The organism is Chelativorans alearensis (genome assembly GCF_010993735.1).
Classification (GTDB): domain Bacteria; phylum Pseudomonadota; class Alphaproteobacteria; order Rhizobiales; family Rhizobiaceae; genus Chelativorans; species Chelativorans alearense.
In genome coordinates, this window is sequence record NZ_WQNI01000022.1 from 21,599 (window position 1) to 36,996 (window position 15,398).

General features: G+C 64.4%; 10 protein-coding genes. 4 read left to right on the forward strand and 6 right to left on the reverse strand.

Going from position 1 to position 15,398, the window contains the following annotated elements; translation table 11 throughout:
- Positions 1 to 15: 15 nt before the first annotated feature.
- The 6 genes from accC to GPJ75_RS25340 form a co-directional block, all read right to left on the reverse strand.
- Positions 16 to 1,371, reverse strand: coding sequence for an acetyl-CoA carboxylase biotin carboxylase subunit (accC, locus tag GPJ75_RS25315; protein WP_163272644.1), 1,356 nt, complete (start codon positions 1,369 to 1,371; stop codon positions 16 to 18).
- Positions 1,372 to 1,393: 22 nt separating this feature from the next.
- Positions 1,394 to 1,852, reverse strand: a complete 459-nt coding sequence (gene accB / locus GPJ75_RS25320; RefSeq protein ID WP_163272646.1) for an acetyl-CoA carboxylase biotin carboxyl carrier protein — start codon at positions 1,850 to 1,852, stop codon at positions 1,394 to 1,396.
- Between the two features lie 37 nt (positions 1,853 to 1,889).
- A complete protein-coding gene (gene aroQ, locus GPJ75_RS25325; RefSeq protein WP_163272648.1) occupies positions 1,890 to 2,330 on the reverse strand; it encodes a type II 3-dehydroquinate dehydratase in 441 nt (146 codons plus the stop codon).
- Positions 2,331 to 2,451: 121 nt separating this feature from the next.
- Entirely contained in the window at positions 2,452 to 3,204 is a 753-nt protein-coding gene (locus GPJ75_RS25330; RefSeq protein ID WP_163272650.1) for a DsbA family protein, read from the reverse strand.
- Between the two features lie 57 nt (positions 3,205 to 3,261).
- A complete protein-coding gene (locus GPJ75_RS25335; protein WP_163272652.1) occupies positions 3,262 to 4,647 on the reverse strand; it encodes a M48 family metalloprotease in 1,386 nt (461 codons plus the stop codon).
- A 316-nt stretch (positions 4,648 to 4,963) separates the two neighbouring features.
- Positions 4,964 to 7,564: an Rne/Rng family ribonuclease gene (locus GPJ75_RS25340; protein ID WP_163272654.1), complete on the reverse strand. Its 2,601-nt coding sequence runs from the start codon at positions 7,562 to 7,564 to the stop codon at positions 4,964 to 4,966.
- 664 nt (positions 7,565 to 8,228) lie between these two features.
- Here GPJ75_RS25340 and GPJ75_RS25345 point away from each other — a divergent pair.
- From GPJ75_RS25345 to glmS, 4 genes are all read left to right on the forward strand, one after another.
- Positions 8,229 to 9,428, forward strand: coding sequence for an N-acetylmuramoyl-L-alanine amidase (locus GPJ75_RS25345; RefSeq protein ID WP_246249279.1), 1,200 nt, complete (start codon positions 8,229 to 8,231; stop codon positions 9,426 to 9,428).
- A 208-nt stretch (positions 9,429 to 9,636) separates the two neighbouring features.
- Positions 9,637 to 12,087, forward strand: coding sequence for a penicillin-binding protein 1A (locus tag GPJ75_RS25350; RefSeq protein ID WP_163272657.1), 2,451 nt, complete (start codon positions 9,637 to 9,639; stop codon positions 12,085 to 12,087).
- A 136-nt stretch (positions 12,088 to 12,223) separates the two neighbouring features.
- Positions 12,224 to 13,352 (forward strand): peptide chain release factor 2 gene (gene prfB / locus GPJ75_RS25355; protein WP_163272659.1). Its coding sequence is split into 2 segments (ribosomal slippage): positions 12,224 to 12,289 and positions 12,291 to 13,352, totalling 1,128 coding nucleotides; the frame shifts between segments, so codons are not numbered across the junction.
- 137 nt (positions 13,353 to 13,489) lie between these two features.
- A complete protein-coding gene (gene glmS / locus GPJ75_RS25360; RefSeq protein WP_163272661.1) occupies positions 13,490 to 15,313 on the forward strand; it encodes a glutamine--fructose-6-phosphate transaminase (isomerizing) in 1,824 nt (607 codons plus the stop codon).
- Positions 15,314 to 15,398: the final 85 nt, after the last annotated feature.

Below are 15,398 nucleotides of genomic sequence, written 5' to 3' on the forward strand. Positions count from 1 at the left end.
GCCACCACCCGTTCGCTACTTGTGGTCGGCCGCGTGGTCGGCCAGGTAGTTCTCCAGCCAGTGAATATCATAGTCGCCATTCGCCACATCGACGTTGCCAACGAGCTCCTGGAAGAGGGGCAACGTCGAATTGATGCCGTCAACGACGAATTCGTCAAGCGCGCGGCGCAGCCGCATCATGCATTCGACGCGATTGCGCCCGTGCACGATCAATTTGCCGATGAGGCTGTCGTAGTAGGGCGGGATGCGATAGCCGGAATAGACGCCTGAATCGACGCGCACGCCGAGCCCGCCGGGCGTGTGGAAATGGGAGATTGTGCCGGGTGAGGGGACGAAGGTCCTCGGGTCCTCGGCATTGATGCGGCATTCGATCGCGTGGCCGAAGAAGCGCACCTCGTCCTGCGTGGCCGACAGGCCGCCGCCGGAAGCGACGCGGATCTGCTCGTGCACCAGATCGATGCCCGTGATGGCTTCCGTCACCGGATGCTCCACCTGCAGGCGGGTGTTCATCTCGATGAAGTAGAATTCGCCGTTTTCGTAGAGAAACTCCACCGTCCCGGCGCCCGAATAGCCGAGATCGGCGATCGCCTTCGACACGATAGAGCCGATGCGCGTGCGCTCTTCGGCATTGAGCGCCGGCGAGTGCGCTTCCTCCCACACCTTCTGGTGGCGGCGCTGCAGCGAGCAGTCGCGCTCGCCCAGATGGATGGCCTTGCCGGCGCCGTCGCCCATCACCTGCACCTCGATATGGCGCGGCTTCTCCAGATATTTCTCTATGTAGACCGCGTCGTCGCCGAAGGCGGCACCCGCCTCCGAGCGCGCCGTTGACAGGGCCTCGGAAAGGTCCGCCTCCGAGCGGGCGACCTTCATGCCGCGCCCGCCGCCGCCGGCCGACGCCTTGATGAGGACGGGATAGCCGATCTCGGCGGCGATCTTCTTGGCCGCGCGGTCCTCGCGCACCGCACCTTCCGAGCCCGGAACGACGGGAATACCCAGCCGTTTGGCTGTCCGCTTGGCCTCGATCTTGTCGCCCATCAGGCGGATATGCTCGGCCGACGGGCCGATGAACGTGATGTTGTGGGCGGCCAGGATCTCGGCGAACTTGGCGTTTTCCGAAAGGAAGCCGTAGCCGGGGTGAATAGCGTCGGCGCCCGTGACCTCACAGGCCGCCACGATCTGATGGATGTTCAGATAGCTGTCGCGTGAAGCGGGTGGGCCGATGCACACGCTTTCGTCGGCCAGCCGCACATGCATGGCCTCGGCGTCGGCGGTGGAATGGACGGCGACCGTCTGGATGCCGAGTTCCTTGGCCGCCCGCAGGACCCGAAGCGCGATTTCGCCACGGTTGGCGATGAGTATCTTCTGGAACATTGCGCGGGGCGCCCCTGAACGATTATTCGACGACAACCAGAGGCTCCCCGTATTCCACCGGCTGGGCGTCCTCGAAAAGGATCGCCGTCACCGTGCCGGCACGGGGCGAGGGGATCTGGTTCATCGTCTTCATGGCCTCGATGATGAGCAGAGTCTGGCCCTTCTCGACCTGCTGGCCAACCTCCACGAAGGGATTGGCGCCGGGAGCCGAGGAGCGGTAGGCAGTGCCGACCATGGGCGAGGGGACGGCGTTCTTGGAGATGTCGGGAGCCTGAGAGGAGGGCACCTCCTCTTTGACGGCGGGTGCCTGTGCGGCGGCGGGCGGAAGGGCCACTGTGGCCGGTGCCGCGGGGGATTGGCGTGACACGCGGATGCGCAGATCGCCTTCCTCCACCTCGATCTCGGTCAGACGGGTCTCGTCAAGGATGCTCGCCAGGTCGCGGATAAGCTGCTGGTCGACTCCGGGTTTCTTCATTGACATATCTCTTTTCGTCCTGCCTTGCCGCACCTTCGGAGACCTATAAGCGCGCCGCCAGCGCCTCAAGCGCCAGCGTGTAGCCCATGGGGCCGAGGCCGCATATCATGCCGACTGCTACCGGCGCTATCATTGATTGGTGTCGAAAGGGTTCACGAGCGTGAATGTTCGACAGGTGAACCTCGATAACGGGAAGGGGATCGACAGCACGGATCGCGTCGTGAAGGGCAATTGAGGTGTGGCCATAGGCGCCCGGATTGATGACGATGCCGGCGGCCTCCTTTTCACCTGCCTCCTGTATCCAGTCGACGAGGGCACCCTCGTGGTTCGACTGGCGGAACTCAATCAGAAGGTCCAGCACAGCGGCCCGCTTTCGGCAATCGGCCTCGATATCGGACAGCGTCTTGCCGCCATAAATGCCCGGCTCCCGTTTGCCGAGCATGTTCAGGTTCGGCCCGTTGAGAATATAGATCGTCTTTGCCATCACGTTTCCCCCGGCATGTGTATGCCGCCGCCCTCTATAGTCGGCTTAAGCCACGCCGGAAAGACCGCAAGCCGCTTCTGCGGCTGTCCACAAAGGGAAGGCGGTCGTTGCGGTACCGGGGTTATTGCCGCGCGGTTTCGATCTTCTCGCTCAGCACCTCCCCGCCAAGCGCGCCGAACACGACCTCCTGGCCGACGACATAGGAAGGCGTGCCGGTGATCTGAAGCTTGTTGGCGAGTTCGTAGGTGGTGTTGAAGGCCTCGACGATCTCGGGGTTTTTCATCTCCTCGCGCAGCGCCGCCTCGTCCGCGCCGAGTTCGAGCGCGATCTTCATCGCGCTTTCTTCCGTCGCGCGGCCGCTGCTGCCCAGCAGCCGGGTATGGAACTCTCCATATTTCTCCGGCATCAGCGCCCGGAAGGCCATGGAGACCACGTGCGCCTTTTGCGAGTCCGGCCCCAGAATGGGGAATTCCTTGAGCACGAAGCGCAGGTTGCCGTCCTTCTCCACGAGCGTCTCCATGTCGCTCAGCGCCCGCTTGCAGAAGCCGCAGTTGTAATCGAAGAATTCGACGACCGTGACATCGCCCTCGGGGTTGCCGACAACGCCGTCATGGGGGCTGTTGAAGATCTGGTCCGAGGCTTCGGCGAGTACCTTCTGGCTGTTCGCCGCCTGCTCCCGGCGCTGCTTCTCCTCCAGCGCCGCCTGTACTTCGTACATGATCTCCGGGTTGGAGAGCAGGTATTCGCGCACGATGCCCTCGATCTCGGACCGGGAAAAGCCAGCCTGGGGATTCTCCTCTGCCCGCGCCGCGTCCAGCGCCAACCCGGAAGCCGCAAGGGCCGACAGTGCGGCGGCGAAAACAGTCTTTCTCATGGAACGTTCCTTCGCGGGCTGTTCGAGGGGGCGGTGCGGGCGGAGAAGGTCAAACGCTCACCTTTCGCCGGTTGCACGGTAATCGATGATATCCTGGGCGCGCAGCCAGTCCGGCGAGCCGCGTTGCAGCTTCATCTGCGCGCGCGCGGCAAAGATCTTGGCCTCGCGGTAATTGCCGGCATGGAAGTTCCCTTCGGCCGAGGCAAGCTCCGCCGCGCCGATATCGCCCGTCTGGCCGTAGGCCTGGGCGAGGAAGCGGTAGCCGTTGACGTATTCGGGTTCGCGCGACAGCCCTGCCTTCAGCTGGGTGGCGGCCTGGCGCATCAAGTCGGGCTCGCCCGTGGCCAACAGCGCCTGGCCGTAGCCCACCTGCAGAAGACCGGACGGCGAGGGAGACAGGTTGATGGCCCTGGCATACGCGTTGGCCGCCTCGCGCGGCTGGTTCGCCTTGATGAGGATTTCGCCGCGCAGCTCATGGAAATAGGAATTGCCGGGCTGGGCGGCGATCAGGCGGTCGATCTTGGTAAGGGCATCGCGCGGGTTGCCGTTTAGGAAGCTCGATGTGGCCTCCGCATAAAGCATCGGCAGGCCGCGCGGGTCGTTGCGGAAAAGCCGCGGCGCCGCATTCGGGCCGGCGGTGTAGGCGGCGATCTTCGCCCGCATCAGGTTGTGGCGCAGGGTGACGGCAGGGGGATCCGCACGGTCGCGGTAGCGGCTTTGCTCGACCAGTGTCTGCAGGTTCGCGATGCGGTCGCGCGGCATGGGGTGGCTGATCTGGTAAGGATCGACGTTGACGCCCGAAAGCGCCAGGTTACCGGCCATCCGTTCGAAGGTCTTCAGCATGCCGCGGCCCGACTGTCCCGTCGCCTCCAGGTAGTCGAGAGCGGAGCGGTCGGCGGTGGCCTCCTCGGTGCGCTGGTAGCCCATGAGGCTGCGGCGGGCCGCTTCCGCGCCGCCGAGTGCAAGCCCGGTGCCGGCCTGCGCCAGGCCGCCGGCGTCGCTCGCCGCTCCGGCCACCCCGGCGCCGACGCCCAGGAGAGCGGCGACCACGGCCATCGTCTGGGCGCGGGCGATCTGCTCGCGCAGCCGATGCTGGTGTCCGCCGGCTATGTGGCCGGCCTCGTGGGCGATCACGCCGATGATCTCGTTGGGCGTCTCCGCCGCCAGCAGCGCACCCGTGTGAATGAAGATGCGCCGCCCGGCGACGAAGGCGTTGAAGTTGTGGTCGTTGACCAGGACGATCTCGATGCCCGAACCGCTGAGCCCCGCCGCCTGAAGGATCGGTGCGGCATATTCGGCCACCAGCGCCTCGATCTCCGCGTCGCGCACGATAGGCACATTGCGCTGCGCATAGGCTGCCGACGTTGCCGCCAGAAAGCCGGCAATGGCAAGCGAGGCGGTAACGACCCGGAAGAAACGAACGAGGCTGGACGTGGTCGACATGGCGGGGACTGGTAATCGAGCTTCGTGGCAAGGAAAAGGCGCAAAAAGCGCAATCAAGCGCTTGTGATTCCGTGATACGACGGCATCCGCTCATCCACCCGGCGGCCGATGAGGCGAACCGTCACCGGAAGACACCATACGCGATCGGCGGAAACAAAACAGCCAGGGTTTTATCCCTGGCTGCCTCATCTGCAGGCGCCTGTCGGTCTGCCCCAAACGGATGGTGCCCATCTGTTTGGGAAAGTCAGCCCACAAGCTATTGATCCGGTGGGGCGATTTTCCCTGACGGATGGTACCATCCGTCAGGATCGCACCACTAGAAGAAGCTCCTGCGCTGCCACCACCCCGTCTTGCGGGGCGCGTCCTTACCCGTCTCTTCCGTCGAGGATACCACCGGCTCCTGGCTCTCCTCGGATGGCTCGGCGGCCTTGCGGCGGGAACGGCGGGGTTTCTTGGCCGGTTCCTCGGCATCGACCTGGCCGTTGGCCTCGGGAGCCGCTGCGGCGGTATCCGCCTGCGGGGTAGGTTCGGCAGCCGGTACCGTCTCCGCTTCGTCCTCCACCTTCTGCTTGGTGCGACGCTGGCGCGGCTTCTTGGCAGGCTTCTCCTCGGCCACCGCCTCGCTTACCTCGGCTTGTGGGGAAGCCGCGGCGGCGACGGCGCTGGGCTCAACTTCCACGGGTTCGGCAGCGGTTTCGGCCGGTGCTGTGTCGGCTTCCTCGGCCGCCGCTTCACCGGGTTCCTGCGCTTCGCGGCGGCGGCGTCCGCCTCGTTTGCCGCGGTGCCGCTTCTTGCGCTCCCCTTCGCCGTCCTCGTCCGTCGGCTCTTGCACCGCGCCATCCGGAGTTTCCTCCGGCTCCGCGCTTGTGCTCGCCTCCGCAGCTGTCTCGGCAGCCGGCTGTTCACCGCCGCGGTCGCGGCCGCCACGCCGCCGGCGCCTGCGTTTGCGCTTGCGCGCCGGCGCATCGCCTTCCTCGCTGGCGGCGGAGGGCTGTTCTTCGGCCTCTTCGGGCTCCTCGCTCTCCTCCTCCAAGTCCACGTCCTCAGGCTCCAGAACTGGAGGCTGCACAACGTTCAGGTCCGGCAGGATCGGGCGCGTGGCGGTCTGTCCCTTGACGATCGCGTAGTGCTGGCCGCCCAGTTCCTCATCGGTCTCGACGGTGATCGTTACGCCGAAGCGGTTTTCCAGCTCGATCAGGTTGGAACGCTTGTGGTTGAGAAGGTAGAGCGCCGTGGAAGAGGGCGTGCGCACGGTGATGTCGTTGCGCGCGTCCTTCAGGAGATACTCCTCGATGGAGCGCACCACCAGAAGCGCGACCGAGGATTCGGATCGCACATGGCCGGTGCCGCCGCAGTGCGGGCAGGGCTGCATGGTGCTTTCCAGCACGCTGGCCCGGATGCGCTGGCGCGACATTTCCAGGAGGCCGAAATGGGAGATTCGGCCCACCTGAATGCGGGCGCGGTCGTTCTTCAGGCACTCCTTGAGGCGTTTTTCCACCGCGCGGTTGTTGCGGTTCTCCTCCATGTCGATGAAGTCGATGACGATGAGGCCCGCAAGGTCGCGCAGGCGCAGCTGGCGCGCCACCTCTTCGGCGGCTTCCAGATTCGTCTGCAGCGCGGTGTCTTCGATGGAGTGCTCCTTGGTGGAGCGGCCCGAGTTGACGTCGATGGCGACCAGCGCTTCGGTCTGGTTGATGATGACGTAGCCACCGGATTTCAGCGTCACCTGGGGCTGCAGCATCTTGTCGAGCTGCCCCTCGATGCCGTTGCGGGCGAAGATGGGGATTGTGTCGCGATAGGGCTGCACCACCTTGGCGTGGCTCGGCATCAGCATGCGCATGAAGTCCTTGGCCTCGCGATAGCCCTCCTCGCCGGAAACCAGGATCTCGTCGATGTCCTTGTTATAAAGGTCGCGCACGGAGCGCTTGATGAGGCTTCCCTCCTCGTAGACGAGGGCAGGGGCGATGGACTCCAGCGTCAGGCTGCGCACCTTTTCCCAAAGGCGCATGAGATAGTCGTAATCGCGCTTGACCTCCGCCTTGGTGCGGTTGGCGCCGGCGGTGCGCAGGATGACGCCCATGCCCTCCGGCACCTCGAGGTTCTTCACCACGTCCTTCAGCCGCTTGCGGTCCTGCGCATTAGTGATCTTGCGCGAGATACCGCCGCCGCGTGCCGTATTGGGCATCAGCACCGAATAGCGGCCGGCCAGCGACAGATAGGTGGTGAGTGCCGCTCCCTTGTTGCCGCGCTCTTCCTTGACCACCTGCACCAGCAATATCTGCCGCCGCTTGATGACTTCCTGGATCTTGTAATTCCGGCGCACCGGGCGCCGGCGGTTCTGCGCCTCGTCGATCGCGTCCTCGGCGCCGACCGTGTCGACCTCCTCGTCTTCGTTCGCTTCGTCGTGGCCGTTGGTGGACGGCGGCACCTCTTCCGAGATCGCTTCGCCCTGCACGGCTTCGGCCTGGGCCGGAACGTCGGCGGCAGCTTCCACTTCTTCCGCTGAGGCAGGCCCATTGTCCTGCGCCTCCGCCTTGGTGCCGCGACGGCCACTGCGGCGGCGTTTCTTGCCGCGACCGCTGGAAGCCTGCGCTTCCTTTTCCTCGGCTTCGTCGTCGGCCTTGGCCTCGTCGGCCTCCGCCTTCAGCAGCGCCTGCCGGTCAGCAACCGGAATCTGGTAGTAGTCGGGATGTATCTCGCTGAAAGCGAGGAAGCCGTGGCGGTTTCCGCCATATTCAACGAACGCGGCCTGAAGTGAGGGTTCGACGCGGGTCACCCGCGCCAGATAGATATTTCCTCGAAGCTGCTTCTTGTCCTGTGATTCGAAATCGAACTCTTCGATACGGCTACCGCGTACGACGACGACGCGCGTTTCCTCCTGATGGGAGGCGTCGATCAGCATCTTGTTGTTGGGCATAAAGTCTTGTCTCCCCGGCACGATCCGGTTGCCGGGCGGGAGGGTAATGCCTTGGTGCCGCGCCGCATCGGATTGTCATGCCGGATAATTTGAGGGCTGCCGGCCCTGGCCTCGAAGCGACAGGAAGCCCGGCCGCCGCATCCTCGCTGCGGGAGATTCGGGGACAATTCCTGAGTGCGCTTAAAGCCATCGCTTTGCCTGGCAGCACCGTTTCAACCAGGGTCCGACTATCGGACCCGCTACTTTGCTCTGTTTCAAGAGCCGGCGCAGGATCTCGTCCCGGCCGTTTTCCTCACGTTAAGGGTTTCGGCATCGCCGCAAACACCTTGAAGAAATCCTTTTGAACCATCGCCTTCGCCCGCGTCGCGTCGGCTTCCGAAGCATTTGCCGGGAGCCCGCGCCTCCAGTGCCAGACGGCATCCGGAGACAAGCACTGTGACGGTTCAATGCCGCTTTTATGATTTGACACGAACCATGGCAACCCTGATTCCTTCGTCGGAAGATCATGCCGACGTTGCCTTGAAGCGGTCGAAAGGTTGGGGTAACCGCGCCCTGGCAACCGCGATCAAGGGCAGGAGTGCGCGTGTCGAACCGGCAGAACGCAGGGCGGATCGGATGGCTCCGCTTCCCGTCATATAAGGGCGGCGGGGCCAAGTTGCCACCTATGTGGCTGCTGATGCGCCTCGCGCTGGCGCTTTTCGCCGCCTTTGCGCTGGCCGATTCGGCGGCGGCAGAGGAAGATCAGCAGCCCTTCAGCGCCTACGACTACAAGATGGCGGGCGACCAGCAGCGCACGCGCGTCGTGATGCACTTCGACCGCAAGCCGGACGTCAACTGGTTCCTCCTGCGCGCCCCGCACCGGCTTGTTGTCGACCTGCCGGAGACGAAATTCGCCATCGACGAGGCCGAGCTTGCCCCGCGCGGCCTCGTGGCCAAAGTGCGCTACGGCAAGATGGCCGACGGTCACTCGCGCATGATCTTCACTCTGGAAGGCCCGTTCCTGCTCGACAATCTCGCCGTGCTCGAGAACGAAACCTCGCATGGCTACCGGCTTATCGTCGACCTTGTCTCGGCGTCGGAGAAAGCCTTCGAGACGGCGATGCGCGAGCGAATCACCGCCGCACCCGATGCCGGTACGGCCGCCGGCACACCCAGACCGCGAGGTGACGACGACCGCTTCACCGTTGCTATCGACCCGGGGCACGGCGGCATCGACGCCGGCGCCAACGGCGCCAACGGCACCCTGGAGAAAACGATCACGCTGGCCTTCGGCCTGGAGCTCAAGAACAAGCTGGAGGAGACGGGGGAGTACAACGTCGTTTTAACGCGCGACACGGACATCTTCCTGCGCCTCGACGAGCGGGTGCGCATTGCCCGCGAGAACGATGCCGATCTCCTGATTTCCATCCACGCCGATTCGATCCGGCTGCGCGGCTTCGGCGGCGCCACCGTCTACACCCTGTCGGACAAGGCCTCGGATGCGGAAGCGGCGGCAACGGCGGCGCGCGAGAATTTTTCGGACGCGCTCGCCGGCATCGTCGTGAAGGAGGAAAAGGACGACGTTACCGACATCCTCGCCGACCTCATTCGGCGCGAGACGCATGCTTTCTCCATACACTTCGCCCGCTCGCTGATCGGAGAGCTGACGGACACGGTCAACCTGGTCAACAATCCGTTGCGTTCGGCCGGGTTCCGCGTCCTGCGCGCACCGGACGTGCCTTCGGTGCTCCTGGAGCTCGGTTATCTGACCAATCCGAAGGAAGAAGAGCAGATGCGCGACGCGGACTGGCGCGCCAGGGCTGCGGCCAACATCGTCGACGCGGTCGCCGTCTTTGCCGCGGTCAAAGCCAATGCGGGAGGGTAGCGGACGCGGCGCAAGCGTGGCAAAGACACCACGCCGGCTGCTTTTTTGCCGAGAACCGGCGTTTTGATTTTGCAGTCGCCTAATTTTACCCACAAGAGGTGGGCAGAAACGAGAAAATGGTGATATTTTTCCTCTCCGAAACAGTGGCGCTGTCATTGCAGGGGTGGAGGTGTTTGGGTCGGACCAATTCGGCCACACTGGAGCGGGCATGGTACGTCTTCTAGGATATTTCTTCGGCATCGGCGTGGTTCTGGCGCTGCTGGCGGCGGCCGGCGTCGCCATCTACGTGGGCGACATCACCAAGGACCTTCCCGACTACGAGGTGCTGGCGCGTTACGAGCCGCCGGTCACGACGCGGATCCATTCGTCCGACGGCGCGCTGATGGCGGAGTTTGCCCGTGAGCGGCGCCTTTATCTGCCCATCCAGGCCGTTCCCGACCGGGTGAAGGCGGCCTTCCTTTCGGCCGAGGACAAGAATTTCTACACGCATCCCGGCATCGACCCGATCGGCCTTACGCGCGCCATCGCCACCAATATCCAGAATATCGGCTCGGGGCGGCGCCCCGTCGGCGCCTCGACCATCACCCAGCAGGTGGCCAAGAATTTCCTTCTGACGTCGGACCAGACCGTCGAGCGCAAGATCCGCGAGATGATTCTCGCTTTCCGCATCGAGCAAGCGTACTCCAAGGACCGTATTTTCGAGCTTTATCTGAACGAGATATTCCTCGGCCTCGGCTCCTATGGCATCGCCGGCGCCGCGCTCACCTACTACGACAAGTCGGTCAGCGAGCTGACCATTGCCGAGGCGGCCTATCTCGCCGCGCTGCCCAAGGGACCATCCAACTATCACCCCTTCCGCCACACGGAGCGCGCCATCGAGCGCCGGAACTGGGTGATCGACCAGATGCGGGAGAACGGCTACATCACCGCCGAGGAGGCGGAGAAAGCCAAGGCAACGGACCTTGACGTCAAGCCGCGCCAGCGCGGCAGCTATCTCTTCGCCGCTGACTACTTCACCGAAGAAGTGCGGCGCGAGATCATCGCTCGATACGGCGAGGACGCGCTCTACGAGGGAGGCCTTTCCGTACGCACGACGCTCGACCCCGAGCTCCAGCTTTATGCGCGCAAGGCGCTGCAGAACGGCCTTATGCGTTACGACACGCTGCGCGGCTTCCGCGGCCCGGTCGACCATATCGACATCTCCGGCGACTGGGGCGCGCCCCTGGGCGAGATGAAATCGCTGAGCGACGTCCCCGAATGGCGCCTGGCCGTGGTGCTCGAGGCTTCCGACAGCGCGGTAACGGTTGGCCTGAAGCCGGGCCGCGAGGTTTCCGGCGCACTCTCCAAGGAGCGCGAGACCGCCATGATCGCGCTCGAGGACATGACGTGGGCGCTGCGCCACGTGGTGGACGGCACGCGGGTCAAGGCGAATTCGCCGGCCGAAGTGTTGCAACCCGGCGATGTCGTCTATGTCGAGCCGAAGGGCGGGGACGAGCCGGGCTGGAACCTGCGGCAGGTCCCGGAGATCGGCGGCGCGGTTGTTGCAATGGATCCGCATACCGGCCGCGTGCTGGCCTTGGCCGGCGGCTTCTCCTTCGCGGCATCGGAGTTCAATCGCGCCACCCAGGCGCAGCGCCAGCCGGGCTCCGCCTTCAAGCCGATCATCTATGCCGCCGCGCTCGACAATGGCTATACGCCGGCCTCGGTGGTGCTCGACGCGCCGATCACCATCCAGATCGGCAACGAGGTCTGGGAACCGAAGAACTACGGCGGCAAGTTCGCCGGGCCGTCGACCCTGCGCGCTGGCATCGAGCGCTCGCGCAACCTGATGACGGTGCGGCTGGCCAATGACATGGGCATGGGCCTGGTGGCCGAATATGCCGAGCGCTTCGGCCTCTACGATAAGATGCCGCAGCATCTGGCCATGTCGCTCGGCTCCGGCGAGACCACGGTGATGCGTATGGTCTCGGCCTATGCGGTGATGGCCAACGGCGGCAAATATATCGAGCCGTCGCTGATCGACCGCATTCAGGACCGTTACGGCAAGACCGTCTACCAGCATGACCGCCGCGAGTGCGACGGCTGCGATGCCGAGACGTGGGACGGGCAGGCCGAGCCGGAACTTGCCGACAACCGCGAGCAGGTGCTCGATCCCATGACGGCCTACCAGATCACCTCCATGATGGAAGGCGTGGTCACGCGCGGCACGGCGACGACCGTCTCCGAGCTCGGCTACCCCATGGCCGGCAAGACCGGCACCACCAATGACGAGAAGGACGCCTGGTTCATCGGCTTCACTCCCGATCTCGTGGTCGGCGTCTTCATGGGCTACGACAACCCCACCCCGATGGGCAAGGGCTCGACCGGCGGCGGCTTGGCCGCGCCGATCTTCAAGGAGTTCATGGCCTCCGCGCTCAAGGATGCCCGCAAGGTGGAATTCCGCGTTCCCGAAGGCATGAAGCTCATTCCCATCGACCGCAAGACCGGCATGCGCGCCCAGGCCGGCCAACCGGGCGTCATCATGGAAGCCTTCAAGCCGGGCACCGGTCCCGCCGATACCTACTGGGTGATCGACATGGAAGGCATGGGCGGCCCCGCCAGAACCACGTCTCCCCAGGCCAACCGCGCCATCAACACAGGGGCGGGCGGGCTCTTCTGACAGAAAGACCGTGAGATTGCACGGCGGCGCCAGGCGGCGGTACGTTCGAAGCGTGCTGCCGGCGGCGCTTTACAGGCCGCGTCCGCGCCCATAAGTTCCGCCGCGATTCAAAGATCACTTCCAGGAAAGAAGAAACATGCGTACCGAAACGGCAAATCTGGTCGACGAAATCAGGCAGGCCATAAGCCTGCTGAGGAGGTATCTTTGACTGGGACGAGGCGGTAAAGAGGCTCGACTATCTCAACACGCGCGCCGAGGAAGCCGACCTGTGGAACGATCCGCAGGAAGCCCAGAAGCTGATGCGCGAACGCCAGTCCCTAGAAGAAAACATCAACGCTATCAATGGGTTGTCGCAATCGCTTGACGACAATATCGAGCTGATTGAGCTCGGCGAGGAAGAGGGCGACCAGGCGATCGTTGAAGAAGCGGAAACGGCCATCCGCTCGCTGCGCGGGGAAATCTCGGCGCGGCAGATGGAGACGCTTCTTTCCGGCGAGGCGGACGGCAACGACACCTATCTGGAAGTGCATGCCGGCGCCGGCGGCACGGAAAGCCAGGACTGGGCGTCGATGCTTCTGCGCATGTACACGCGCTGGGCTGAGCGCCGGAAAATGAAGGTCGAGGTCCTGGAGGTCCACGGGGGCGAGGAAGCGGGTATCAAGTCCGCCACCATCCTGGTGAAGGGCCGCAATGCCTATGGCTGGCTGAAGACGGAATCGGGTGTGCACCGCCTGGTGCGCATCTCGCCCTTCGACAGCAACGCCCGCCGCCACACCTCCTTCGCCAGCGTGTGGGTCTATCCGATGATCGACGAATCGATCGAGATCGACGTTTCCGAATCCGACGTACGCATCGACACCTACCGCGCCTCGGGCGCCGGCGGGCAGCATGTCAACACCACCGATTCGGCCGTCCGCATCACACACCTGCCTACCGGCATCGTGGTGCAGTGCCAGAAGGAGCGCTCGCAGCACAAGAACCGGGCCACCGCCTGGGATATGCTGCGCGCGCGCCTTTACGAGGAGGAGTTGAAAAGGCGCGAGGAGGCAGCGAGCGCCACCGAGGCTTCCAAGAGCGAGATCGGCTGGGGCCACCAGATCCGCTCTTATGTGCTGCAGCCCTACCAACTCGTGAAGGACCTGCGCACCGGCACGGAAAGCACCAATCCGCAGGAGGTGCTCGATGGCGACCTCGACGGGTTCATGAAAGCTTCGCTGTCCCAGCGCGTCAGCGGCGAAGCCGGGGAGATCGCCGACCTTGAATAGCTCTAGCGATGAAGGCATGAAACCATAATTGCTTTTGGATGATGCGGGCAACGCGGTAGCGCTGTATAGAGCCGGATAACGGCCGATGGCGGGGCATCAAGGACACAAACGCGTCCGCAAGAGGAGGCGGGGAAGAAATGTGTGGAATCGTTGGCATCGTGGGGCACACGCCGGTCGCGCCCCTGATCGTTGATGCGCTGAAGCGGCTGGAATATCGCGGCTACGATTCGGCGGGCGTAGCGACCATAGAGGACGGCCGGCTCGACCGCAGGCGGGCGGAAGGCAAGCTGGTCAACCTGGAGAAGCTGCTTCACGGGGAGCCGCTCGGCGGCCTGATCGGCATCGGCCACACGCGCTGGGCCACCCATGGCGTTCCCAACGAGACCAACGCCCACCCGCATTTCTCCGAGGACGTCGCGATCGTCCACAACGGCATCATCGAGAATTTCGCCGAATTGCGCGCTGAGCTCGAGGCCGAAGGCTTTCACTTCACCTCCCAGACCGACACGGAGGTAGTCGCACACCTGGTAGCGCGCGAGATGCGGCGGGGAGGCAGCCCGCAAGAGGCCGCCTTTGCCGCCTTGAAGCGTCTTAATGGCGCCTTTGCTCTCGCCATCATGTTCCGCGGCGATGAGGATCTGATTGTCGGCGCGCGCAACGGCCCGCCGCTGGCCGTCGGTCATGGCGAGGGCGAGATGTATCTCGGCTCCGATGCCATAGCACTCGCGCCTTTCACCGATTCCATCACCTATCTGGAAGACGGCGACTGGGTGGTGGTGCGGCGCTCCGGCATGGAAATCTTCGACATGTCCGGCAGCAAGGTCGAACGCCTGCGCCAGCAGTCGATCGGCACAAACCTTCTGGTCGACAAGGGCAACCACCGCCACTTCATGGAGAAGGAAATCCATGAGCAGCCGGAGGTGATCGCGCACACGCTGGCGCATTACCTGGATTTCGCCGGTGGCGGGGTAAAGGCCTTCGACACGCCCATCGACTTCGCCAGGATCGACCGTCTGGCCATCTCGGCCTGCGGCACGGCTTATCTCGCCGGTCTCGTCGGCAAATACTGGTTCGAGCGCTACGCGCGCCTGCCGGTGGACATCGACATCGCCTCCGAGTTCCGCTACCGCGAAATGCCGCTGTCGAAAGCGAGTGCGGCGCTTTTTGTCTCTCAGTCGGGCGAAACCGCCGACACGCTGGCCTCGCTGCGCTATTGCCGGAAGGAGGGCGTGCCGATCGCGACGATCGTCAATGTGCGCGATTCCACCATGGCGCGCGAGAGCGACGGTATTTTCCCGACCCTTGCCGGGCCGGAGATCGGCGTCGCCTCGACCAAGGCCTTCACCTGCCAGCTTTCCATCTTCGCCGCCCTTGCCGTGCGTGCGGGGCTGGAGCGGGGAACGCTTTCGCCGGAGGGGGCCGGGAGCCTCATACGTGCGCTGTCGGAAACGCCGCGCTACGCCGCGCAGGCGCTCAAGCTCGAAGACCGTGTCGAGAAGGTGGCGCGCGAGCTCTCGCAGGTGCGCCATGTGCTTTATCTCGGCCGCGATACCAACTACCCGTTGGCCATGGAGGGGGCACTGAAGCTCAAGGAGCTCTCCTACATCCACGCCGAAGGCTATGCGGCGGGCGAACTGAAGCACGGGCCGATCGCCCTTATCGACAAGCAGATGCCGGTGATCGTCGTCGCTCCGTGCGACCGCATCTTCGAGAAGACGGTTTCCAATATGCAGGAGGTGGCCGCGCGTGGCGGGCGCATCGTCCTGATCACGGACGAGGAGGGGGCGGCCCGCGCCTCCCTCGACAGTTTTGAGACCATCATCATGCCGACGGTGCCGGAGCTTATCGCGCCGATCGTCTATGCGCTGCCCGTGCAGATGCTGGCCTACCACACTGCCGTCGCCATGGGCACGGATGTCGACCAGCCGCGCAACCTTGCCAAGTCGGTGACCGTGGAGTAGGTAGCGCAATCCGTCTGGACGAACGTAGTCTTCCTCGGCTAGTCTTCGCCAGTGCCGCGCCTTCCTTTCCAATCACTCGTCGTTC